Below are 21,266 nucleotides of genomic sequence, written 5' to 3' on the forward strand. Positions count from 1 at the left end.
GCGCGGGAGCGCGGGGCGGACGGGGACGGCCTGCGGCGGACGACCGACGGCGGGGCCGCCGCGCCCTGGGTGCCGACGGAGCTCATCAGGAGCCGATCCAGGCGTCGTAGAACGTCGGGTAGGCCTGCGGCTCGAACGTGATCCCCTGGACCTTGTCCGAGCGCCCGAGCACGTAGTCGAAGACGTAGACCGGGAACGTCGCGGCGTCCTTGGCGATCAGCTGCTGGGCCTGGGCGTACGTGGCCTTCTGCTGGGCCAGGTCGGTCTCGGCGAGCCCCTGCTTCAGGAGCGCGTCGAGCTTCGGGTTGGAGTACCGCGCCTGGTTGGTGCCGAAGCCGCCCTTGGGCGCGATGTTCTCGGTGCCGAACAGCGTGCGCAGGGCGTCCGGGGAGGAGCGCTGCCAGCTGAGGTCCCCGAGGTCGGCCGTGCCGTCGCCGAGCTGCTTGAGGTACGCGTCGAGCGTCGTGTTCTTGTTCACGACCTCGATGCCGAGCTCCTTCGCGGCGGCCTGGATCTGGTCGCCGAGCACGTCGCGCTGCTCGCGGACGTACGCCTTGAGGTACGGGTGCAGCAGCGTCAGGCGCTTGCCGTCCTTCGTGCGGTAGCCGGCGCTGTCGCGGCCGGTCCAGCCGGCCTCGTCGAGCAGCTTCTCGGCCTTCGCCTTGTCGAACGCGTACGCCGCGGCGCTGGAGCCGTCGTAGCCGACCGTCGTCGGGCCGAGCGGGCCGTTCGCGGCCGGGAAGACGCCGAAGTACAGCTTGTCGACGATCGTCTTCCAGTCGATCCCGGCGCGGAACGCCTCGCGGACGCGAATGTCCTTGAACGGGCCGCTCTGAGTGTTCGGGTAGTAGCTGTAGTTGCCGCCCGGCGCGCTGGCGGTGTCGACCGCGAACCCGGGCGTGCCCTTCAGCGCCTTGACGTTGACCGGCGGGACGCTCGCGATCGCGTCGATCTGGTTGCTCGTCAGCGCGCCGTAGCGGGACGAGTCCTCCGGGATCACCGACACCGACAGGCGGTCGAGGTAGGCCGCGCCCTGGTGCTTGGCGTTGCCGGGGCCCCAGGCGTAGGCGGGGTTCTTGACGTACTCGATGCCCTTCTGCGGGACGTAGCCGTCCTTGCTGACGAACGGGCCCGAGCCGACGACCTTGGAGCAGAGCTTCTCGGGCGCCTGCTTCAGCGTCGACGGCGCCTCGATGCCGAGGTACGCGGAGGCGGCGCTCGGGAGGAACGCGGAGTTCGGCGACTTGAAGTGGACCTTCACGTGGGTGGCGTCCACGACGGTCGTGCCGCTGTAGGTCGCGATCGTGTTCGCGGCCAGCTGCGACTTCGTCTTCGGGTCGACGATGTGGTCGAGGTTCGCCTTGACCGCGGCGCCGTCGAACGTCTCGCCGTTGCTGAACTTCACGTCGTCGCGCAGGGTGAACGAGTACGTCTTCTGGTCCTTCGAGACGGACCACTTGGTGGCCAGCCACGGCGACAGCTTGCCGTCGACGTCGAGCGCGACGAGCGAGTCGAGGATCGGCCGCGAGAAGAAGCCGGCGACATCGGCGGGGCTCTGGTGCGGGTCCAGGCAGTTGGAGTCGCTGTTGATCGCGAAGCGCAGCGTGCCGCCGGAGACCGGCTTGCCGGTCGACGCGGACGCGTTGCTGGAGGAGCCGGAGCTCGAGGAGTCGGACGACGAGTCCGAGCCGCAGGCGTTCAGGCCCAGGGCGAGCGCCGAGACGGCGAGCACCGCCGCACGTGAGCGGGTGGAGGAGAACGGTCGGGTCATGCTGGTGGTCTTCCTGTGGAGGGGACGCGCCGTCAGGCGGCGGTGGGACGGGTGGGCGCGGTGCCGGCCGCGATCGCGACGAGGTCGCGGACGAGCGTGCGGCGCTCGAGCTCGTGGAGGTCGGCGCGCAGCGCGAACGAGCGGCGGGTGAGGTCGGCGCGGGCGTCGTCGGTCAGGCCGGCGGGGAAGGCCGCGCGGTCCAGCCCGGGGTGCTCGGCCAGGAACGCGTCGAGCAGCCCGCCGACCGCGACGCCGAGCTCCGGCGTGCGCTCGACGAGGACGCCGAGCTCGTCGCCTTCGGCGTTCAGGACGACGTAGGTCGGGATGTGGCTGCGGCCCTCGAAGGGGTACGCGTCGGCGACGTCGCGGGTCTCGGGGCCGCGCACCAGGACGTGGAGGTCGAAGCGGTCGGAGGCCTCCGCGATGCGGTGCACGACCGGCAGCGTCACGACGACGTCGGGGCACCAGTCCTCGACGATCGCGAGCACGTCGACCCGCGCCGGGATCGTCGCCAGCAGGGCGCGGTCCGCGTCGTCGAGCGCCGTGCGGTCCAGCGCCACCGCGAACTCGTCGGCGTGGGTCGCGACGCCCGCGAGGAAGGCGTCGAAGCCGATCGCCTGCTCGAAGGCGCGTCGCAGGCGCTCGGCCGGCACGGCCGGCGGGCGGCCCGCGGGGGCGACCGTGGCCGGTGCCGTCGGGTTCGCCACGACCGTGGCCGGCGCGGCCGGCTCCGGCGACGCTGCGCCACCCGTCGGGGCGTCGATCGTGGACGTAGGGGTACTCGCCATGGGGAACTCCAGTGGTCAACGGGCCGCAGGGGCCCTGCGCTTGCGTCGCCGATCGGCGACGCCGTGTCTTCACCCGGAGCACCCCGCCGCAAAGGAGGGTTGCCGACCAGCGAGCCGGGGCTTCGTGCTGGTGCTCGTGACACGCCTTGTCTCGGCGACCGTCCGTCGGCCGCCGCAGCGAAACCTAGCGGAAGCCGTACGTGAATGTCTAGTAACCTGATCCGCATTCACATATTTGAGATCGAGGGCCGGAGGAACACCCCATGGCAACACCGAGCAGCACCGAGTCACGCGCCCCGGGAACGCTGCGGATCCACTCGGTCGAATGGGCCGACCCGCGGGCGGTCGCCCTGCGCGACGCGATGGCCGCGGAGCTCCACGGCCGCTACGCGGAGTGGATCGCGGCGGCCGCGAAGGACGGCGACGGCGACGCGCTCGCCGACGACATCGACCCGGGGATCGTGGCCCACACGGTCATCGCCGAGCTCGACGGCGAGCCGGTGGGCCACGCGACGCTGATCCGCTCCCGCGCCCCGGCCCACGCCGGCGAGCTCGAGGTCAAGCGCGTCTTCTCCGACGACCGGATCCGCCGCCGCGGGGTCTCGAAGGCCCTGCTCACGGCGCTGGAGACCTGGGCGGCCGAGCAGGGCGCGCCGCGGGTGATCCTCGCGACGGGCCCGAAGCAGCCGGAGGCCGTCGCCCTCTACCGGCGGACCGGCTACACGGCGATCCCGTCGTTCGCGCCCGAGCCGTGGACGGCGCACGTCTTCTGCTTCGAGAAGCGGCTGGGGGTGGTGAGTGCCGGGCCGGCGGGCTGACCACCCACCGCGACAGGCCGCGGCCTCACTAAAGCGCCAATATGGCGCCCTACGCGTGATTGGCGTACGATGTGATGCATGAGCTCCGATGCCCTAGAGCTGTCCGTCACCGAAGCCCGGAACGGGTTCTCCGACGCCGTGAACCGTGCGGCGTTCGGCGGCGAGGTGACCTTCGTGACGCGGGGGCGCGGCCACCAGCGCGCCGCCGCGATCGTCCCTGCCGCGCTCGTCGAGCGGTACGAGGCGATGCTGGACGCCGAGGACGGCCGGGTCGCACTGGCGCGTCTGAACGACCTCGAGGCCGGCCGGTCGACCGCCGTCCCCGCCGCTGACGTCCTGCGGGACCTCGAGGGGTGAGCGACACCGGACCGTACGAGGTCGCGTACGACCCCAAGGCCGTCAAGGAGCTGAAGAAGCTCGACAAGCCGACAGCCCGACGCATCGTTCGGGCGGTCGACGGACTGGCCGCCGATCCGCGTCCCGCCGGCACACGACCACTCGTGGGGCATCCTCAGTTCTGGCGGCTGCGGGTCGGCGATTGCCGGGTGATCTACACGGTGCGCGATGCCGAGCTCGTGGTCCTTGCCCTGCGCGTCGCGCACCGAAGTTCCGTCTACCGCGACCTCTGAGCCGTCTCGGCTGCGAGTCGGATCAGGTCACTCCCCGGAATCCTGCGACGGACGCACCCACCCAGCTCACGCCCGCCGCGCCACCGCATCCGCCGGCGACCAGCGCGGCAGGCCGAGCCGCTCGCGCAGCGTCCCGCCCTCCCACTCGGTGCGCAGCGAGCCGCGCTCCTGCAGCAGCGGGACGACGCGGTCGGCGAAGTCGTCCAGGCCGCCCGGCGTGATGTGCGGGACGAGGATGAAGCCGTCGCAGGCGTCGAGCTGGACGTGGCGGTCGATCTCGTCGGCGACCGTCTGCGGGGTGCCGACGAAGGAGTGACGGGCGCGGGTCTGCACCATCACGTCGCGCAGCGACAGGTCGCCCTTCGCGGCCAGGGCGCGCAGTCCCTCGACGGTCTCGTGGCGCTTGCCGGCGAACGCGCGGGCCGGGATGCTGCCCGGCGCGATCGTGATCTCGCCCTCGATCGGGTCGACGTCCGGCAGCGGGCCGTCGGGGTCGTAGGCGGAGAGGTCGCGGTTCCAGAGCTGCTCGGCGAAGACGATCGACGTGGGCCCGGAGACCTGCTGGCGGCGGACGATCGCCGCCTGCTCGCGGGCGTCCTCGTCGGTGTCGCCGAGGACGAACGTGGCGCCCGGCAGGACGAGCAGGTCCTCGGGCCGGCGGCCGTAGCGCGCAAGGCGGCCCTTGACGTCGCGGACGAACGCCTGGCCCTCCTCGACGCTGGCGTGGCGGGTGAAGACGGCGTCGGCCTGCTGGGCGGCGAACTCGCGGCCCGCATCGGAGTCGCCGGCCTGCAGGATCACCGGCCGGCCCTGCGGCGGGGACGCGAGGTCCCAGTCGCCCTGCAGATCGACCTGCCGGCCCTCTGCGCGGAACGGGCCGGGACCGTCACGCCACAGGCGGTCGGCCAGGCCGAGCAGCTCGCGGGCCCGGTCGTAGCGGCCGTCGTAGGGCAGGTACGCGCCGCGGCGGAAGTTCGCGCCCGAGACCGCGTCGGTGGACGTGACGAGGTTCCACGACGCGCGGCCGTCGGAGAGGTGGTCCAGGGTCGCCAGCTGCCGCGCGACCTCGAGGGGCTCGTGGTAGGTCGTGGTCAGCGTCGCCGCCAGCCCGATGCGCTCGGTGACGGCCGCCAGCGCGGAGAGCACGGTCATCGCGTCGGGCCGGCCGACGACGTCGAGGTCGTGGAGGTGCCCGGCGTGCTCGCGCAGGCTGAGGCCCTCGGCGAGGAAGAAGAGGTCGAACATCGCCCGCTCGGCGGTCTGCGCCAGGCGCGCGAAGCCCGCGAAGTCGATGTGGCTGCCCGACGCCGGGTCGCCCCAGACCGTCGTGTTGTTGACGCCCGGGAAGTGGGCGGCCAGGCGGACCTGCTTGCGCGGGGTGCTCATGCGCGGACCTCGAAGGCGTTGACGGCGGGCGCGAGGCCGAGGCGCTCGCGGAGGGTCGGCGCCGCGGCGGCGGCGCCGGGGTCGCCCTGGGCGGCGACCGGGTCGATGCGGTCGGCCGCGACCACCGGCGCGGCGGGATCCGCGGACCGCTCCGCGGCCGCGGGCCGGACCCCGGCCTCCTCCAGCGCCGGCAGGACCGCCGCGAGCGCGCCGGCCAGGTCGTCGGCGTGCAGGACGACGCCGTCGGCGCCGCCGGCGTGGAGCGCGAGCAGGCGCGCGGCGAGGCCGTCGAGGCCGTCCGAATCGACGAGCACGTCGACGAAGCGGAGCGGGGCGTACGTCGCGGCGTCGATCGGCGCCGCGTCGGCGTCGGCCCGCCGGGCGTCGGCCCGACCACCCGGGTCGCGGGTCGACGCGGTGCCGCCGGGGCCGTCGTCCTCCGCCGTCACGACGACGTCCGCCCCCGCCGCGACGAGCCGCTCGGCCGTCGCGGCGCCGGCCCGCGCCAGCACCACCGGGTGCCCCTGCGGCGGGCGCGGCGTGATCGACGGGCCGCGGACCGACAGGTGCTCGCCCACGAAGTCGACGTGGTGGACGCGGTCGCGGTCGATGAACCGCGCGGTGGCGACGTCGCGGATCTCGGCGCCGTCCTCCCAGCTGTCCCACAGCGCCCGGACCGCCGTCAGGTGCTCGGCCGCGTCGCCGGCGGCGTCGCGGGGGACGTCCCAGGTGACGGTGTCCTCGACGGCGGCGGGGTCCTCGACCCGCGCCACCCAGCCGGCCCGGCCATGGGCGACGACGTCGATCGTCGCCAGCGCCGTCGAGACGTGGAAGGGCTCGGTCGTCGTGGTCGACACGACCGGCGCGATGCCGATCCGCGTCGTCCGCGCGGCGAGGTTCGCGGCGACGAGCAGCGGATCGAACGGCCCCGGCTCGATCGTCACGAGCTCCAGGCCGGCGGTCTCGGCGACCAGCGCGTCTCGCACGAGCGCCTCGCGGTCGGGCAGGGGACGCCGGTCGGCGAGGGCCGCGGCGAGGAGGAGGGGGCGAGGGCTCATGGGAACGGGGCGGGGATCGGACTGCTCTACGGTGACCGTAGGGAATCTCGATCGGGTATCCGTCACCACGGGGCGTTGCGGCCCGTCGGCGGCGGACCGACCGTCGGAAGGCCACCGCTCACCATGCTGCTCTCGCTCCTCGACCAGGCCCCGACCCGCCGCGGCGGTGCGCCCGGCCACGCCTTCCGCGACTCGATCGCGCTCGCGCAGACCGCCGACGACCTCGGGTTCCACCGCTTCTGGGTCGCCGAGCACCACGCGATCGGCAGCGTCGCGATCTCGGCACCCGAGGTCCTGATCGGGACGCTCGCGCTGACCACGACCAGGATCCGCGTCGGCTCCGGCGGGATCCTGCTGCCGAACCACCGGCCGATCCACGTCGCCGAGCAGTTCCGCTCGCTCGAGGCCCTCTACCCCGGGCGCATCGACCTCGGCATCGGGCGCTCCGAGGGCGCGCTGGACGAGGCGATCGTCCGGGCCTTCGCCCGCCCCGCCGACAACGCCCACGGCGCCGGCTTCGAGGACCAGCTCGACGAGCTCCTGGCGTTCGGCGAGGCGCGCCCCTGGCCGGCCGGCCACCCGCTGTCCGCCGCCCGCGCCGCGCCCACCGACGTGCCCCTGCCGCCCGTCACGCTCCTCGGGTCCAGCGCGAGCTCGGCCCAGACCGCGGCCCGCAAGGGCCTCCCCTACGCCTTCGCGGCGCACACGAACACCCAGGGCGCCGCCGGCGCGCTGCGGGCCTACCGCGAGGCGTTCGTGCCCGCCCGCCCCGGCGACAGCCCCCACGCGATGCTCGCCGTGAAGGTCATGGTCGGCGAGGACGACGAGCACGCCGCCGCGCTCGCGGCCCCGGCGCACCTGTCGATGGCGCAGGCCCGGCTCGGCCAGCACGCCGCCCTGATGTCGGTCGACGAGGCGCTCGCCCACCGCTGGACCGCCGAGGAGCGCGAGGCCGAGGCGAACCACATCGACGTGCGCTCCGACGTCGTCGGCGGACCGGAGACCGTGCGCGCGGGGCTCGAGGCCGCCGTCGCCGCGTCGGGCGCGGACGAGGTCATCACGATCTCCAACACGCCCGACCCGGAGGACCGCCGCGCGGCGGTCGGCCGGCTGGCGCGGGTCTTCGCGCTCGCGGCGGCTTGAGGCCGCGCACCGCCCGCGGGCGCGGGCTCGCGAAGCGCCGAGGCGTGTCCCACTCGGTTCGTCGAGGGATCTCGGTCAGGTGGCCTGGGTGAGGGGGGCGGGGCCGGGCCGGCGGAGCGGCCCCCTCGATGCGGTCGAGCGTCTTGCGACGCAGGTCGCAGCGGAGGCACGCGATGCACATGATCGCTGCGTTGTGGCGCTTGCCCTCCGCCCGCCCGTTTGCGGTCGTGGTAGGGCCTGGAGCGCGGGTGGTGCGGCGAGCAGACCGCGGAGAGCCACAGCTCACCTGTGGTTGCCGCGTCTGGAGCGGCTCAGGCCGCGGACCGATGAGCCGGATCGGCGAGTCACGGGCGCGAGGTCGGCGTAGGCGGCGAGGTGCCCGGCGGTCATCAATCGGGTCAGGTGACCGATCTCCCTGAGCCAGGTTGGTGTCAGGGTCGGGGTGTGCCCGGTCTGGATCGATCTTTCGCGTGACGGATGCCGGGCGGTGCACCGAGGCAAGCCCGTAGGGCGAGGCTCGGTGCACCGCCCGGCTCGCGCCCGAGAGGCGGTTCGGGAAGGGTGCAAGCCGACGACGTTCGAGCTGACTCGTGAGCCTGGTGTCGCGCCCCGTGTCGAGGAGCGACCTTCGGATGTTGTGTCGCTCGATCGTCGCCGGCCGCATGACCGCCCGGCGTGACTTCATAGGAGCGTTGCACCGCACCCACCAAGCCGTGTCCGCCGGACGGTCGTGTCCCCCTGCTCAAACGGAGGAGACCAGAACATGATCGTGATCGGGACCGACACGCACAAGGACACCCACACCTGCGCCATCGTCCGGCGCGAGACCGGCGAGCTCCTGGCAACCGCCACCAGGCCGGCCCGCAACGACGGGTTCGAGAAGTTGCTGCTCTGGACCCGCCAGCACGCCCCGGACGACGAACCCAGGGTGTGGGCGATCGAGGACTGCCACCACGTCTCCGGCAGCCTCGAACGGTTCCTCTTGGCCCACGGAGAGCGCGCCGTCCGCGTCTCGGCGTACCTCACCGCCGGAGGCCGCAAGACCGCCCGCGAGCGCGGCAAGAGCGACACCATCGACGCCACCGCCGTCGCAAGGGTCGCCCTCGCCGAGGGCATCGAGAACCTGCCCGTAGCGATCCTCGACGAGGCGTCCCGCGAGATGCGGCTCCTCGTCGATCATCGCCAGTCGCTGGTCAAGCAGCGCACCCGCGCCCAGAACAAGCTTCGTTGGTTCCTGCACGACCGCTGGCCCGACCTGCAGGTCCCCACCGGTGGCCTGGACCGCATCAAGTGGCTCGATCTCCTCGCCCGCAAGCTCGCCCGGACCGAGCAGGCCGCCGACGTCCGGATCTGCCGCGACCTGCTCAACCAGATCCGAGCGCACACCCGACGCGTCCACGAGCTTGAGCGCGAGATCGCCGTGCTCGTCGCCGACTACGCGCCCGGTCTGCTCGACGTCGTCGGCATCGGACCCGTCACCGCCGCCCGACTGATCGGCGAGACCGCCAACGTCCACCGGCTCAAGAGCGACGCCGCGTTCGCCCGCATGTCCGGCGTCGCACCCGTCCCAGCCTCGTCAGGACGAACCGACCGCCACCGGCTCGATCGCGGTGGCAACCGGCAACTGAACTGCGCGATCCACCGCATCGCCGTCACACAGGGCCGAATCCACCCGCCAGCACGCGAATACCTCGCCCGCCGCCAGGCCAACGGAAACAGCAGAAAGGACGCCATCCGCGCGCTCAAGCGCCAGCTCGCCCGCGTCATCTACAACGCGCTGAAGGCCAGCACACCCATCCCCGCCTTGACATAGGAGCGACGCCGCGTTCGCCCGCATGTCCGGCGTCGCACCCGTCCCAGCCTCGTCAGGACGAACCGACCGCCACCGGCTCGATCGCGGTGGCAACCGGCAACTGAACTGCGCGATCCACCGCATCGCCGTCACACAGGGCCGAATCCACCCGCCAGCACGCGAATACCTCGCCCGCCGCCAGGCCAACAGAAACAGCAGAAAGGACGCCATCCGCGCGCTCAAGCGCCAGCTCGCCCGCGTCATCTACAACGCGCTGAAGGCCAGCACACCCATCCCCGCCTTGACATAGGAGCAATCTCCGACAGAGACTTTGATCTGACCCGGTGTCGGTGGAGTCGGCAGCCCGATGCGGCCGCGCCGGGCGGCAGCCCGGCGCGGTTGACGACCGATGAGCGAAAGCAGTTGCAGAGCTCGAGCGAGAGAACGTCGAGCTCCTGAGCGCGATCCGGCGGGTTCGTCAACGCGGGTCTCATACGGATCGTCTATCGACCTGAAGGGTTGATCGTGGCGGATCCTCTGTCCCCACCGGCGATCTCCCCGAAGGGGCTATCCATGTGAGTGCAGTAGCGTGAAGCGATGCTGGATCGGCCGGTCGAGGGCGTGCACTATCCGGGGAGCCTGACGGCGCTGCGGTCGTGGTTCCCGGACGACGAGGCGTGCCTGGACTACCTGGACTGGCTGCGTTGGCCGCGCGGGTTCACCTGCCCGCACTGCGAGAGCGAGCAGGCATGACGCCTGCCGGACGGACGCCGTTCGTGTGGCAGGTGTCGCCGTCGGGTCAGCGTGACCGCCGGAACGATCTTTCATCGCACCAGGACGCCGATGACGGTCTGGTTCGAGGTCGCCTGGCTGATGACGACGTCCAAGGCCGGCACCAGCGCCCTGAACGTTCAACGGGTCCTTGGCCTGGGCAGCTACCAGACGGCCTGGGCGATGCTGCACCGCTACCGCTCGGCGATGACCGCCCCGGGGCGCGACAAGCTCTCCGGGCAGGTCGAGATCGACGAGGCGTTCTACGGCGGCAAGGACAAGCCCGGCCCTCGTGGACGAGGGGCCACCGGCAAGGTGCTGGTCGCCGGCGCGATCGAACATCGTCCGGACGGCCGGCGAGGCTCCGGCCGCGCGCGATTGTCGATCATCCCCGCGGCCACCACCGCAGCCCTCGGGGCGTTCGTCACCGAGAACGTCGCCGCAGGCAGCACCATCATCACCGACGGCTGGGTCAGCTACCCCAGCGCCGTGTCCGGCAAGGGCATCGAGCACGAGCCGATCAACATCAGCAGCTCCGGTCAGCACGCCCACGAACTGCTCCCCGGCGTCCACCGGCTCTTCAGCCTGTCCAAGCGGTGGCTGGAAGGCACCCACCAGGGTGCCGCCGAGCCCGACCACCTGCAGGCCTATCTCGACGAGTTCGTCTTCCGGTTCAACCGGCGTACCGCCCGGCACCGCGGCCTGCTCTTCCTCCGTCTGCTCGAACGCGCGGTCGACACCGCTCCGACGACCTAAGCCGCCATCGTCGCCAACCCGCACCCGACCGACCGCAAGATCACACCGCCAGGCAAGCGCTCGTTGCCCAGATCCCTCACCGCACTGCCGATCGGCCGGCCGTGGCGCCAGGCACCGTAGCCCGCATCGGGCAACGATCCACTGCACTCACATGGATAGCCCCTATAGGCATTATCGCTCGCAAGGCGGACGGACCCCCTCCGGCAGGAACTGACGACGCGCTCGGCGACCACGGGTGCTATCGCTCGCAAGATCACCGGTTCGCGCACGAGGGCGGTCCTCGTCGACGTCGACGAGGTCATCGATCGGCGGAACGCAGCTGCACTGATGTGGACGCCGAACGCCCCAGAGCGCGCTGCGCCCGAACCTGTCGCCGGATCTCCTTCGCGAGCGGCGGCGACCTCGATCACTGAAACCGGGCCGTATCACACTGCCCCTGGATCCACCCATGACCACGTCCACCTACGCGTGACGCGGTCAGCTCGCCAGCCAGGAGCATGATTCTTCTGCCCTCTCGCCCCCGGCGCACAGCCAAAGCTACGGCCGCAATCAAACGCCCTCGTGAACGTCCCACCCGTCGTCGGTCTTGACCGCTCGAAGAATTGAGTCACCAAGCCCGTCGAGCCGATCTAGCCAGAAGGACCCCTCCGGCTCCGACGTCATGGGCGTCACGCCGAGTGCCTCGAGCGAACAAGCGAGAAACTCCGTCAGGTCATCGTCGTAGCGGCGGTGGACCGGCTTCTCCAACCTTCCAGCAAGTTCCACTACGAGCTCCGAAGGGGTCAGCCGAGACCCCACCCGCTCAACATCATCAGCCACTTGTCCGTCGCCCCCTGAACGAAACAAAAGTAAAAACTCCAACCGCAACAACAATCAGAACTGCCGACGCCCCGAACAAGAGCCAAGGCCATGCGGGTCGGCCCAGAACCGTTACGGTGCCGTCACCCCCGATGTAGGCAGGAAACGTCCCGACACGCCGTTCGTGAAGTCTCTGCACTGCTTCGATTGCCAGGGCCAAGCCTGCAACCCCCAAACCCACGATCAGCAGGCAGCTGCGATAACCCAACCGAGGAACGAGTCTCACCTCCAGCGACACTGATCTTCAGATGTGGAGCAATTGAACCGCGGTGAGTTTACGGATTTGCCCTCGGGAATCCTGAATCGACCGTTATCAATAGTCGCCTTAATATGATCGCGGGTCACCACATTTGGATAGCCAAGCGCGTACCAACGGATATCAAAACGAATATAGTGCCCTCTCTCCGTCTCGGTATCAATCGGGTAGTACCGTCCCGAAACGGCGTATTCCTTCTTGATCGGGTATCGCACACGATCAGTGTTGTATCGAGGTGCGAGGAATGCAACTTCAGATGCGCCAGTTTCGATATCCGCGACGTCAATCCGGTCCATCCTGGAGGTGATCCTGAGATCCTGTCGGATAAACGGGTTGGGTCCGCTCTCATCCTGAGCCCACGCAAGCGCCACTTTCGAGCTCACCGTATTCGGCCCCTTCAGGAACACATCAGCAGACGCCTTCACCAAGCCGACCGTCTCCGCAAAACCATTCTTATAGTAGCCGTAGTATTGCTCTCCCACGAAGTGGCACTTGAAGTCCGAGACCTCCTTGCACTGAACATCTCGAGACTTGCTGGGGCGCGGGTCGGAGGCCCGAGCCGATGCGGTCGCAGGCCCATCATCGGGATCTTCGATGGGCTCGGGGCCGGGAATCTGTGTCTCGTCGAAGTCGCTGCAGATGAAACTCGTATCGTCCTCCACGAAGGTAGGTGGTGCGTGGTCGTAACAGTGCGTCTGCGGGGCGCCTTGGATGACATAGGCCGCTCCAGCACCCGCTCGTCCCCGGGGGTTGGCTTGGGGTGACCCAACCAACGAGTCAGAACTCGACGCCGCCGTTCCGCCGTCCACACCGGCCACAGCAGCGCCGAATGCGTCGCCGGTCGGACCATCGAAGCGAATGCCACGCTCGCCACCGAAGTTGTCAAGCACGCGCGGCACCGGAGCCGGATCGCTGTATACCAACCATGCCCTACCCGTGCCGGTCGTAGGGTTACTGGAACCTACGAGCCAGTCATCAATCAGGTCGCCGTTGGCATCTGCGATGCGACTCACCTTCATAGGGCCGGAGTCGCTTGAAGGAGCAAGGCGCTGAACCTGCGGCGCTACTGTGGAGACAGAGCCGCTGAGCCCATAGGTATGAACGAGGAACGCCCCATTGCCTCCAATGGCTAGATCGTTTGTGCCGTCGCCATCGACGTCACCCATGCTCGAAACGTCACTCAGGCCCTGCCCGTCTGCGCCGGTAACGCTCAGTACGGCGGGCGCATCAAGAGTGACATCGCCTGATCCACCGCTGACGATGTAGACGGCGCCGCCGGCCGATACGCTGGGGGCGTTGTGTCCGGGTGCCGTCACTGCGATATCCATCGCCCCGTCGTTGTCGACATCGCCGGCTAGCGCGACGGACGCTCCTGCGTGATCTCCGGATCCGACGCCGGTGATCTTGAAACCGTCGGTCCCCAGGTTCGTCGCATCGACCGCGGCCGCAGACGCGCGACCGTAAATGACGAACGCAGCTCCCGCCTCCGGCGCGCCTCCGGTCGCCTGATCTCCGGCACCAACGACGATGTCGTCGAGACCGTCATCGTTGACATCGCTGGTCGACTCTCCGACCAGCGACGGGTCGAGCCCGGCTACTGAAGATCCGAACGTGTCAACCGATGTCGCAGCACCTGGGAGGCCCAAGCGCGTAGGGCCCGAGATCTTGAAACCTTGGTTTTCAAGGGCGGCCAAATCGATTCGGGAATTCTGTCCCGGAGGCCGTCCGAAGATGACGAATGCCGCGCCGTTGGAGATCGGTGTCCTGACCGTACCGTCGGCGCCGGGCGCGCCGACGACAACGTCAGGAATCTCGTCGCCGTTCACGTCCCCCGCTGCAGAGACGTCCCAACCCGCGAAGTCTTCCGCGGTGGCTCCGTCGATGCGATATCCCCGATCTGCGGGTAGAGCGCCCAAGTCTATGGAGCCACTAGCACCAGCCGCTCCATAGACGATGTACACGGTGCCCGATCGCTGACGTCCGTTGTTCGATGCGTAGGGAGCTGAGATTGCATAGTCCGGGATTGCATCATCGTTGACATCTCCGATCTTGGCGACGCTTTTCCCTGCTTCGTCACCTGCGACTGCGCCGTCGAATCGGATCGCAGATGCCTCTGAGATGGGTCGTACTGCTGGCGGCAGAGGTGATCCGCGGGGATCGAGCTTGACGGCGAAGTTCGTCTCGTCCTGAAGGCCCACGCGGTCGGTGCTAAGAACGGTGATGCGATGCATTCCGGGAGGAAACTGGGCCTGCTGCAGAGTCCACGTTCGATCGAACGAGCATCCACCTTGTGGGGCCGTGCACGGCGGCGCACTGGCCTGATCGACCACCACACCGTCCACTAGAACCTGGGTTGAAGCTACACCTGAGCCGGTATCCGCCGCTTGGATGGTGAGGGCATAGGTCGCTTCGGTGGCAACCGATCCCACACGGCCGTAGAGCGTTCCCGAAAGACGATGCGCAGGCGGGGTGCTGTCGAACTTCAACTGGAAGGGAATCCGCTTCGTGGTCCCGCCAGATGCGTTGCCACTGCCCGCGGCGTCGGTAGCCGCTACGTACTGCGTCGAGATCCCCTCTGGTGCGCCGGAAACGGGCAGGTTCTTCGTGCCAGTATCGAAGGGACAGATCTGCAGGCCGACCGCGGGGCACGGCAGCTCAACACCCGTACCGAGCGTCGTGCCATCAGCCTTTTGAAGCGAAAGGAAACGGACGCCCATGCCGTTGTCGGTTGCTCGCGCAGCGACGGTCGAGTTGGACGTGAGCCAGCCGTCGTTTCCGGCCACAGTGGGCTGCGGCGCGACGTCGTCGGATGCGTATCCTAGGTACCAACCGATCGAGATTGCGCCGGCGGGGTGGTCGTAGGTCGCGAACGCCGCGTTGGCGGGGTTGGTGAGCCCGAACCCGATCGTGCCGTCGGTCAGGTGGCTGGCGCCGGCGGAGAGGTCGACGGTCGCGCCGTTGGTGCCCGACGTCAGGGTCGTGCTCGTCGTCGTGTGGCCGTTCTGGTCGCCGAACCCGACCGTGCCGATCGGATAGTTGTACCCGTGGTACCACTGGGTCGGAACGACACCGTAGACGACGTTCCCAGCGACGAACCTCGTCCAGTACCCGTGCTCGCCGGACAAGAGGCGACCCGACCCGTTCTGCGGAACACCGACGGCCGGGTTGCCGGGCGCGAACCGTCCCCACGCGGCGGTCGCGCCGAGCGGGTAGGAGCCTGGCGGGGCGTAGATCGAGAGCTGCGACGCCGGCTGCGGACCGGTAGGGTAGATGTACGTAAACGGCAGCGTCGTGTTCGGCGTGTTCTGCGCGAATCACCCATCGGCCACCTGCCCCGCCGTGAACGTCTGCGAATAAAGAAGCGGGTCTAGGGTTACGGGGTACGCAACGGTGCCCTCGGCGTGATCGACGTCGTAGACGATCGCATCGTCCTCGACTCGCGTGCTGACCGGGACGCGCTGGCCATCGGCATCGATCGCGATCGCTGGCGTGATCGTCGTCGCTGGATCGTCCTTGTCCCCGGTGACGCTCACGCCACCCTGGTCGTCCTTCCGGAGCTGCCGTCCGGCGGGGACGGAGATCCCGACGCGCAGCTCTTGCTTGCTGCGCGGGGACCGCAACGACCAGGCATACCCCACCCCGGTCGGGAGCGCCCGAGTGACCAGATCCGTATCTGTCGCGATGTTCGGGTACGTCACCGTCTCGCCCGACACCGTGCCCGGAGCGTCGCTGCCCGGGTCAGCGAGCCGGAACGCCACGCCGTTTCCCAGCCGCGCGACACCGCCGGCGGTCTTGGGCAGCGACACGGCCTGCACCGGGCGGGAGATCGTGTACCGGTCCCCGGCCGTCTTCCAGTCGAGGTCCGCGAGCCGGTAGCTCACCGGCTTGCCGGCGGTCGGCGCGGTCGCGGTGGCCAGCGGCATGCTCGACAGCATCACCTGCGTGCCCTTCCCGCCCGGACCCTTGACCTGGACGGCGCGGTCGGAGAGCACCCCGCGCACCTGGTCCGCGGGCGGGACGATCTTCCCGGCCAGCGTGAGATCCGGGGCGCTGTCCTTGACGTTGGCGCGCACCGTCGCCGCCGACACCCGGCCGCGATGCTTCGTGGCGGTCACCTTCAACCGCGCCGCGCTACGGTCGGGGCGCTTCGCGCGCGGGCGCTTGCCCGCTGCCTCCGACAACGTTCGGCCGAAGGTCTCCAGCACGTGCTGGTCGCCCGCCGGGGCAGCAACCGCACTGGGCACCCGCGCCGGGTGCGGGGAGGGTGCCGCCTGGGAGACGGCGATGCCACCACCGGTGGCCAGGACGCCGACGGAGACACCGGCAAGGATCGTTCGAACTCGACGCACGCGGCGCCTCGTTTCAGGGGGATCTGGAGGGGGACGGGAGACGATCGACACGAGCGCCGAACGTCCGGCGACCTTACGCTCGGGTAACCCACCTGCGCCATGCAACATCCGTTGGCATCGTCAACGCGCCACGTTCCAGGACCCGATCGCCGTCTCTCACTGGCGGGGCATGCGGGAGGCGACGAGCAGTCGTGCGGCCTCGTCGGCCTCCTCGTCGTCGTACGCGCCCTCGACGTCGCCGCGGAGGATCGCGCCGGCGACCAGGCACTTGGCCTCGGCGAAGTCCCGGCGCGGGTGTGAGGACGGCAGTCCCTCGACCGCGGCCGCGAGGAACACGCGGTCGACGGTGCAGCTCGCGGCGACCTGGCCGTTGACGAGGACGACGATCGACGTGGGGAGGTCGAGGCTCTTGGCGGTGTGGCGGTTCATGCTCGGTAGACCCCGGAGACCGAGCCCTCGATCGCACCTGACCGGTAGACCAGGACACGCCAAGACGCAAGGCGGCAGGCGACGCCCCCCGCCCCTCAACCCCCGACCATCCGCCGCAGCAGCGCGGCGCGGTCACCGCCCGGGACGCGGACCAGCGGCGGCCACGCCGGAGCGGCGGGGTCCTGGGGCGGCGGCGCGGCGTCGGCGGACGCGCGCAGCGGCGTCACGGTCGCGCCGTCCTGCGGCGGCGGACAGCGCTCCTCGCCGTCCCCGTCGCCCGGCCCGTCGGCCCCTGCCCGGCGCGCCATCAGCGGTCCCGGAGCGGCGCGGTCGCCTCGGCGAGCACCGCGAGCGCCGTGGCGTACGGGCGGTCACCGTCGGTCGCGTGGGCGGCGTGGTCCTCGATGTCCGCCTGCAGCACGACGAGCGCGAGCTCGCGGGCGGGGTCGGGCGCGGCCCGGACGACCCGGCGGACGTGCCGGAGCAGCGGCTCGCGGCCGCGCTTGGTCAGCAGCACCAGCGCCTCGCGCTCGTCGCCGTCGAGGTCGAGCCGCTCCGCGACCTCGCCCGGCCACACGCCCGACCGCTCGCAGACGTCGTGGACGAACGCGACGGTCCGGGCGCTCGGGGGGACGCTCGCCGCGACGCGCTCGACGTGCTCGAGCAGCGGCCGGCCGTGGCGGTCCAGCTGGCCGTCATGGATGTCGCGGGCCAGCTTGCGGGCCCGGCGGGCGGGGGCCGGCAGCGGGTCGCCGGCGAACGGGTCGGCGCGCGCCCGGGCGACCGCCGACCGGAGCGCCGTCAGGTCGACGTCCGCGACGCGCGGCGGTGCGCCCGGTGCGGTCGCGGCGGGGTTGGGGGCGGGGCTGGGCATCGCGGCGGTCTCCGGACGGTCGGGGCGCGACCGCCCCGCACGACGGCGCGGGACGGAGGCGGATCGGCCCTGAACCTACCCCTCCGGCGGCTCGGAATCAAATCCGGATCGGCATTACGGTAATTTTCCTCGAGGATGATCCAGGTCGACGCTCTCACCAAGTCGTTCCGGCGCGACGGCCACGACCACGTCGTGCTCGACGACGTCACGCTGCACGTCGCCACGGGCCGGATCGCGGGCGTGATCGGACCGAGCGGCGCGGGGAAGAGCACGCTCGCGCGCTGCGTCAACCTGCTGGACCGCCCGACGTCCGGCACGGTGACCGTCGGCGACCAGGAGCTCACGGCGCTCGGCGACCGCGGGCTCCAGGCCGCGCGCCGCCGGATCGGGACGATCTTCCAGGCGGCGAACCTGCTGTCGTCGCGGACGGTCGCGGGCAACGTCGCCCTGCCGCTCGAGATCGCCGGGGTCCCGCGCGCCGAGCGGCGCGAGCGGGTCGCGGAGCTCGTCGCCCGCGTCGGGCTCGAGGACCACGCCCGCGCGTACCCGGCCCAGCTCTCGGGCGGCCAGCGCCAGCGCGTCGGGATCGCCCGCGCGCTCGCGCTGCGCCCCGACGTCCTGCTCTCCGACGAGGCGACGTCCGGCCTGGACCCCGACACGACGCGCTCGATCCTCGCGCTGCTGCGCGGCCTGCGCGACGACCTCGGGCTGACGATCCTGCTGATCACGCACGAGATGGAGGTCGTGCGCGACGTCTGCGACCAGGTCGCGCTGCTGCGCGATGGCCGGATCGTGGAGCACGGCGACGTCGCGGCGCTCGTCAAGGACCCGGGCTCCGCGCTCGGCCGCGGGCTCGTCCCGGCCCGCCCGGTCGCCGACGCGCCCGCGGGCGGCCAGGCGTGGCGCGTCACCTACACCGACGGCGACGTGGACCCCGGCTGGCTCGGCGGGTTGGAGCGCGAGCTCGGCGCCCGGGTCGCGCTGCTCGGGGCGAGCGTCGAGGCCGTCGACGGCCGGCCGTCGGGCCACGTGACCGTCGCGCTCGACGATCCCGCGGTCGACCTCGCGGCGCGGCTCCGCGACCGGGGGCTGCACGCGGCCCGTCTGGCCGCGGGCGACGCCGTGGCGCCGCCCGCGGCGGTCGCCGACCTCGTCGCGGCCCCGACCGAGGACGCCGCATGAGCCTCCCCCTCGCCGAGGCCACGCCGTGGAACGAGATCTGGGAGCTCGTGCGCCCCGCGCTCGGCCAGACGCTGTCGATGGTCGTGATCTCGACCGCGATCACCGGCGTGCTCGGCCTGCTGCTCGGCGTCCTGCTCCACACCACGGGCCGCGACGGCCTGCGGCCACTGCCGCCGGTCAACGCGGTCCTCGGACTGATCGTCGGCATCGGCCGCTCGGTGCCGTTCATCGTGCTGCTCGCCGCGATCATCCCGTTCACGCGCCTGGTGGTCGGTACGTCGCTGGGGACGAAGGCCGTGATCGTCCCGCTCGTCGTCGGCCTCACCCCGTTCTACGCCCGCGTCGTCGAGCAGGCCCTGCGCGAGGTCCCGCGCGGCCTCGTGGAGATGGCGCGCGCCGCCGGCGCCAGCCGCACCCAGACCGTCCGCAAGGTCGTCCTGCCCGAGGCCGCGCCCGGCCTCGTCGGCGGCCTCACGATCACCCTCGTCGCGATCGTCGGCTTCTCCGCGATGGCCGGCACCGTCGGCGGCGGCGGCCTCGGCGCCCTCGCGATCGACTACGGCTACAACCGCTACGACGGCAACGTGATGCTCGCGACCGTCGTCCTGCTCGTGGTGATCGTCCAGCTCTTCCAGATCGTCGGCGACCTCCTGGTCCGCCGCATCTCGCACCGATGAATTCCAGAGAGAGGTCCCACATGTCCGTACGCCTGCGCGCGTTCCTCGCGCTCATCGCCGCCGTCGTCCTCGGCCTCGGGCTGACGGCCTGCGGCAGCGACGACGACCAGGGCTCGTCGTCCAGCGGCTCGTCCGACAACGCGTCGAAGCCGTTGAAGGTCGGCGCCAGCCCGGTCCCGCACGCCGAGATCCTCGAGTACATCGAGAAGACCCTGGCCCCGAAGGCCGGCCTGAAGCTCGACATCAAGACCTACGACGACTACATCCAGCCCAACGTCGCCCTCCAGGAGGGCCAGCTGGACGCCAACTACTTCCAGACCGTCCCGTACCTGGACGCCCAGAAGAAGGACAACCCGGACTACTCCGACCTCGTCGCGCTGAAGCCGGTCCACCTCGAGCCGCTCGGCATCTACTCGAAGAGGATCAAGAACATCGCGGACGTCAAGGAGGGCGCGTCGGTGACGCTGTCCAACGACCCCGCCAACGAGGCACGTGGCCTGAAGCTCCTGCAGCAGGCCAAGCTGATCACGCTGAAGACCGACGCGCCGGACAACGCCACGCCGCGCGACATCGAGTCCAACCCGAAGAAGCTGAAGTTCACGACGATCGCGCCGGCCAACCTGCCGCGCACGCTCGACGACACCGACCTGTCGGTGATCAACGGCAACTACGCGATCGAGGCGAAGCTCACGCCCGCCAAGGACGCGCTCGTGCTCGAGGACGCCGCCGGCAACCCCAACGCGAACCTCGTCGTCGTCAAGAAGCAGAACGAGACCGACCCGCGCGTCGTCAAGCTCGAGCAGCTCCTGCACTCGCCCGAGGTCAAGACGTTCATCGAGGACCAGTACCAGGGGTCCGTGATCCCCTCGTTCTGATCCGCGGGGGTCCCCTCGTCCCGGTGAGGGCGAGGGTCCGCCCCTGATCGTCCCGGCGCTGGCCGAGGAGTTCACCGTCGTCGTGGTGCGTCGCCTTCGGACCTGCTCCCTCACGGGTGCAGGTCGTCGTAGGCCTTGCGGACCTTCTTGTCGAAGGTCGCAAGACGCACGTCCGCCCGGCCTCGATGCTCCAGATGGATCGCGGTCGCCAGAGCGTAGGCGTCGGGGAGCTTGAGGTTCGTGCGAGCGCGCACTGCGGCAGCCCGTTCGGCCAGCGCCATGTCGACCGTCGCGGTCGTGATCGAGAGGTTGGTCAGCATCGCCTTGACGTGCTCCTGCTTGCCGTCACGCAGCGGCGCGATCAGGAGCTCGGAGTAGTTGACGGCGCTGATCCAGCGCTCGGTCTGCGGCCGGGTGGCCTCGCGCATCCAGGTGACGGCGTCGGCGTGGTGGACGTCGTCGGGGTTCATGAACCCGATCAGGACGTCGGAGTCGAAGACGACTACTCCCATTCGCCGCGCAGCTCCCGCAGGTAGTTCTCGCCGTAGACCCCGGGCATGCTCCCGGCGTACTTGGCGATGAGGGCGTCGGTCTGCACGATCTCGATCCGCCCCGGAGCGGGCGAGACGACCTGGACGTCGTCCCCGGGAGCGAATCCGGCCGCGCGCATGACATCGACGGGCAGCGTGAGTTGGTGCTTGCTCGAGATGACACTCATGCCTTTACCGTACCGCGATCACGTAAAGGGGTCCAGTGGTGAACAGACGCACGTCCACCCGTCCGGGAGCTCCGCGCCAGCCTATGACCGCGGGTACCAGCATGACTCCGCGTCTTGTTGGCGGCGGGCGCAGGCG

The 21,266-nt window shown here is 70.6% G+C and carries 21 protein-coding genes, 2 pseudogenes and 1 riboswitch; of the genes and pseudogenes, 10 read left to right on the forward strand and 13 right to left on the reverse strand.

Going from position 1 to position 21,266, the window contains the following annotated elements:
- Window positions 1–85: 85 nt before the first annotated feature.
- Together AB0L40_RS03250 and AB0L40_RS03255 are read right to left on the reverse strand one after the other, a co-directional pair.
- Window positions 86–1,771 (reverse strand): ABC transporter substrate-binding protein, encoded by a 1,686-nt coding sequence (locus AB0L40_RS03250; protein ID WP_364349092.1) that lies wholly within the window; start codon window positions 1,769–1,771, stop codon window positions 86–88.
- Between the two features lie 32 nt (window positions 1,772–1,803).
- Window positions 1,804–2,559 (reverse strand): thioredoxin family protein, encoded by a 756-nt coding sequence (locus AB0L40_RS03255; RefSeq protein ID WP_364349095.1) that lies wholly within the window; start codon window positions 2,557–2,559, stop codon window positions 1,804–1,806.
- 31 nt (window positions 2,560–2,590) lie between these two features.
- Window positions 2,591–2,701: riboswitch (SAM riboswitch) on the reverse strand.
- 121 nt (window positions 2,702–2,822) lie between these two features.
- Here AB0L40_RS03255 and AB0L40_RS03260 point away from each other — a divergent pair.
- From AB0L40_RS03260 to AB0L40_RS03270, 3 genes are all read left to right on the forward strand, one after another.
- A complete protein-coding gene (locus AB0L40_RS03260; protein ID WP_364349098.1) occupies window positions 2,823–3,377 on the forward strand; it encodes a GNAT family N-acetyltransferase in 555 nt (184 codons plus the stop codon).
- A 78-nt stretch (window positions 3,378–3,455) separates the two neighbouring features.
- Window positions 3,456–3,734, forward strand: coding sequence for an antitoxin of toxin-antitoxin stability system (locus AB0L40_RS03265; protein WP_364349101.1), 279 nt, complete (start codon window positions 3,456–3,458; stop codon window positions 3,732–3,734).
- Window positions 3,731–4,006, forward strand: coding sequence for a type II toxin-antitoxin system RelE/ParE family toxin (locus AB0L40_RS03270; protein ID WP_364349104.1), 276 nt, complete (start codon window positions 3,731–3,733; stop codon window positions 4,004–4,006). Before AB0L40_RS03265 ends, AB0L40_RS03270 begins: the two co-directional genes overlap by 4 nt.
- A 66-nt stretch (window positions 4,007–4,072) precedes the next feature.
- Here AB0L40_RS03270 and AB0L40_RS03275 read toward each other — a convergent pair whose 3' ends face one another.
- Both AB0L40_RS03275 and AB0L40_RS03280 read right to left on the reverse strand, forming a co-directional pair.
- On the reverse strand, window positions 4,073–5,392 hold the full coding sequence (locus AB0L40_RS03275) for an LLM class flavin-dependent oxidoreductase (protein ID WP_364349107.1): 1,320 nt from the start codon (window positions 5,390–5,392) through the stop codon (window positions 4,073–4,075).
- Complete coding sequence (locus AB0L40_RS03280) at window positions 5,389–6,450, reverse strand: LLM class flavin-dependent oxidoreductase (protein WP_364349110.1); 1,062 nt, start codon at window positions 6,448–6,450, stop codon at window positions 5,389–5,391. The genes AB0L40_RS03275 and AB0L40_RS03280 overlap by 4 nt, the downstream gene beginning before the upstream one ends.
- Window positions 6,451–6,573: 123 nt before the next feature.
- On the opposite strand from AB0L40_RS03280, the gene AB0L40_RS03285 reads away from it, so the two are divergent.
- The gene (locus tag AB0L40_RS03285) at window positions 6,574–7,593 is read left to right on the forward strand and encodes an MsnO8 family LLM class oxidoreductase (protein WP_364349113.1); all 1,020 of its coding nucleotides are present in this window, start codon (window positions 6,574–6,576) and stop codon (window positions 7,591–7,593) included.
- A gap of 282 nt (window positions 7,594–7,875) precedes the next feature.
- Here AB0L40_RS03285 and AB0L40_RS03290 read toward each other — a convergent pair whose 3' ends face one another.
- A complete protein-coding gene (locus AB0L40_RS03290; protein ID WP_364349116.1) occupies window positions 7,876–7,983 on the reverse strand; it encodes a transposase in 108 nt (35 codons plus the stop codon).
- Window positions 7,984–8,356: 373 nt separating this feature from the next.
- On the opposite strand from AB0L40_RS03290, the gene AB0L40_RS03295 reads away from it, so the two are divergent.
- From AB0L40_RS03295 to AB0L40_RS03305, 3 genes and pseudogenes are all read left to right on the forward strand, one after another.
- A complete protein-coding gene (locus tag AB0L40_RS03295) occupies window positions 8,357–9,406 on the forward strand; it encodes an IS110 family transposase (protein ID WP_364349119.1) in 1,050 nt (349 codons plus the stop codon).
- Between the two features lie 13 nt (window positions 9,407–9,419).
- A pseudogene (locus tag AB0L40_RS03300) lies at window positions 9,420–9,695 on the forward strand (transposase); the annotation flags it as partial.
- 287 nt (window positions 9,696–9,982) lie between these two features.
- Window positions 9,983–10,912: pseudogene (locus tag AB0L40_RS03305) on the forward strand (IS1595 family transposase).
- 549 nt (window positions 10,913–11,461) lie between these two features.
- Here the strand turns inward: AB0L40_RS03305 and AB0L40_RS03310 are convergent.
- From AB0L40_RS03310 to AB0L40_RS03335, 6 genes are all read right to left on the reverse strand, one after another.
- Complete coding sequence (locus tag AB0L40_RS03310) at window positions 11,462–11,677, reverse strand: hypothetical protein (RefSeq protein ID WP_364349121.1); 216 nt, start codon at window positions 11,675–11,677, stop codon at window positions 11,462–11,464.
- A 315-nt stretch (window positions 11,678–11,992) separates the two neighbouring features.
- On the reverse strand, window positions 11,993–15,151 hold the full coding sequence (locus AB0L40_RS03315; protein ID WP_364349123.1) for an integrin alpha: 3,159 nt from the start codon (window positions 15,149–15,151) through the stop codon (window positions 11,993–11,995).
- Between the two features lie 189 nt (window positions 15,152–15,340).
- Window positions 15,341–16,231, reverse strand: a complete 891-nt coding sequence (locus tag AB0L40_RS03320; protein ID WP_364349125.1) for a hypothetical protein — start codon at window positions 16,229–16,231, stop codon at window positions 15,341–15,343.
- Window positions 16,232–16,531: 300 nt separating this feature from the next.
- On the reverse strand, window positions 16,532–16,804 hold the full coding sequence (locus AB0L40_RS03325; RefSeq protein ID WP_364349127.1) for a hypothetical protein: 273 nt from the start codon (window positions 16,802–16,804) through the stop codon (window positions 16,532–16,534).
- Window positions 16,805–16,899: 95 nt separating this feature from the next.
- Window positions 16,900–17,112, reverse strand: a complete 213-nt coding sequence (locus AB0L40_RS03330; RefSeq protein ID WP_364349129.1) for a hypothetical protein — start codon at window positions 17,110–17,112, stop codon at window positions 16,900–16,902.
- Window positions 17,112–17,678 carry a hypothetical protein gene (locus tag AB0L40_RS03335; RefSeq protein ID WP_364349132.1) on the reverse strand — a complete coding sequence of 189 codons (567 nt, stop codon included), beginning with the start codon at window positions 17,676–17,678 and terminating at the stop codon, window positions 17,112–17,114. Before AB0L40_RS03335 ends, AB0L40_RS03330 begins: the two co-directional genes overlap by 1 nt.
- 135 nt (window positions 17,679–17,813) lie before the next feature.
- Between AB0L40_RS03335 and AB0L40_RS03340 the strand changes: the two genes are divergently transcribed.
- From AB0L40_RS03340 to AB0L40_RS03350, 3 genes are read left to right on the forward strand one after another with little or no spacing between them, the layout of a single operon-like run.
- Window positions 17,814–18,860 (forward strand): ATP-binding cassette domain-containing protein, encoded by a 1,047-nt coding sequence (locus AB0L40_RS03340; RefSeq protein WP_364349135.1) that lies wholly within the window; start codon window positions 17,814–17,816, stop codon window positions 18,858–18,860.
- Entirely contained in the window at window positions 18,857–19,537 is a 681-nt protein-coding gene (locus AB0L40_RS03345; protein WP_364349138.1) for a methionine ABC transporter permease, read from the forward strand. Before AB0L40_RS03340 ends, AB0L40_RS03345 begins: the two co-directional genes overlap by 4 nt.
- 20 nt (window positions 19,538–19,557) lie before the next feature.
- Window positions 19,558–20,412 (forward strand): MetQ/NlpA family ABC transporter substrate-binding protein, encoded by an 855-nt coding sequence (locus tag AB0L40_RS03350; RefSeq protein ID WP_364349141.1) that lies wholly within the window; start codon window positions 19,558–19,560, stop codon window positions 20,410–20,412.
- Between the two features lie 110 nt (window positions 20,413–20,522).
- On the opposite strand, the gene AB0L40_RS03355 is transcribed toward AB0L40_RS03350, so the two are convergent.
- Complete coding sequence (locus tag AB0L40_RS03355; protein WP_364349144.1) at window positions 20,523–20,924, reverse strand: type II toxin-antitoxin system VapC family toxin; 402 nt, start codon at window positions 20,922–20,924, stop codon at window positions 20,523–20,525.
- Window positions 20,915–21,130: an AbrB/MazE/SpoVT family DNA-binding domain-containing protein gene (locus tag AB0L40_RS03360; protein ID WP_364349147.1), complete on the reverse strand. Its 216-nt coding sequence runs from the start codon at window positions 21,128–21,130 to the stop codon at window positions 20,915–20,917. The genes AB0L40_RS03355 and AB0L40_RS03360 overlap by 10 nt, the downstream gene beginning before the upstream one ends.
- Window positions 21,131–21,266 lie beyond the last annotated feature (136 nt).

Origin of the sequence: Patulibacter sp. NPDC049589, from assembly GCF_040675535.1 — a bacterium.
GTDB lineage: Bacteria > Actinomycetota > Thermoleophilia > Solirubrobacterales > Solirubrobacteraceae > Patulibacter.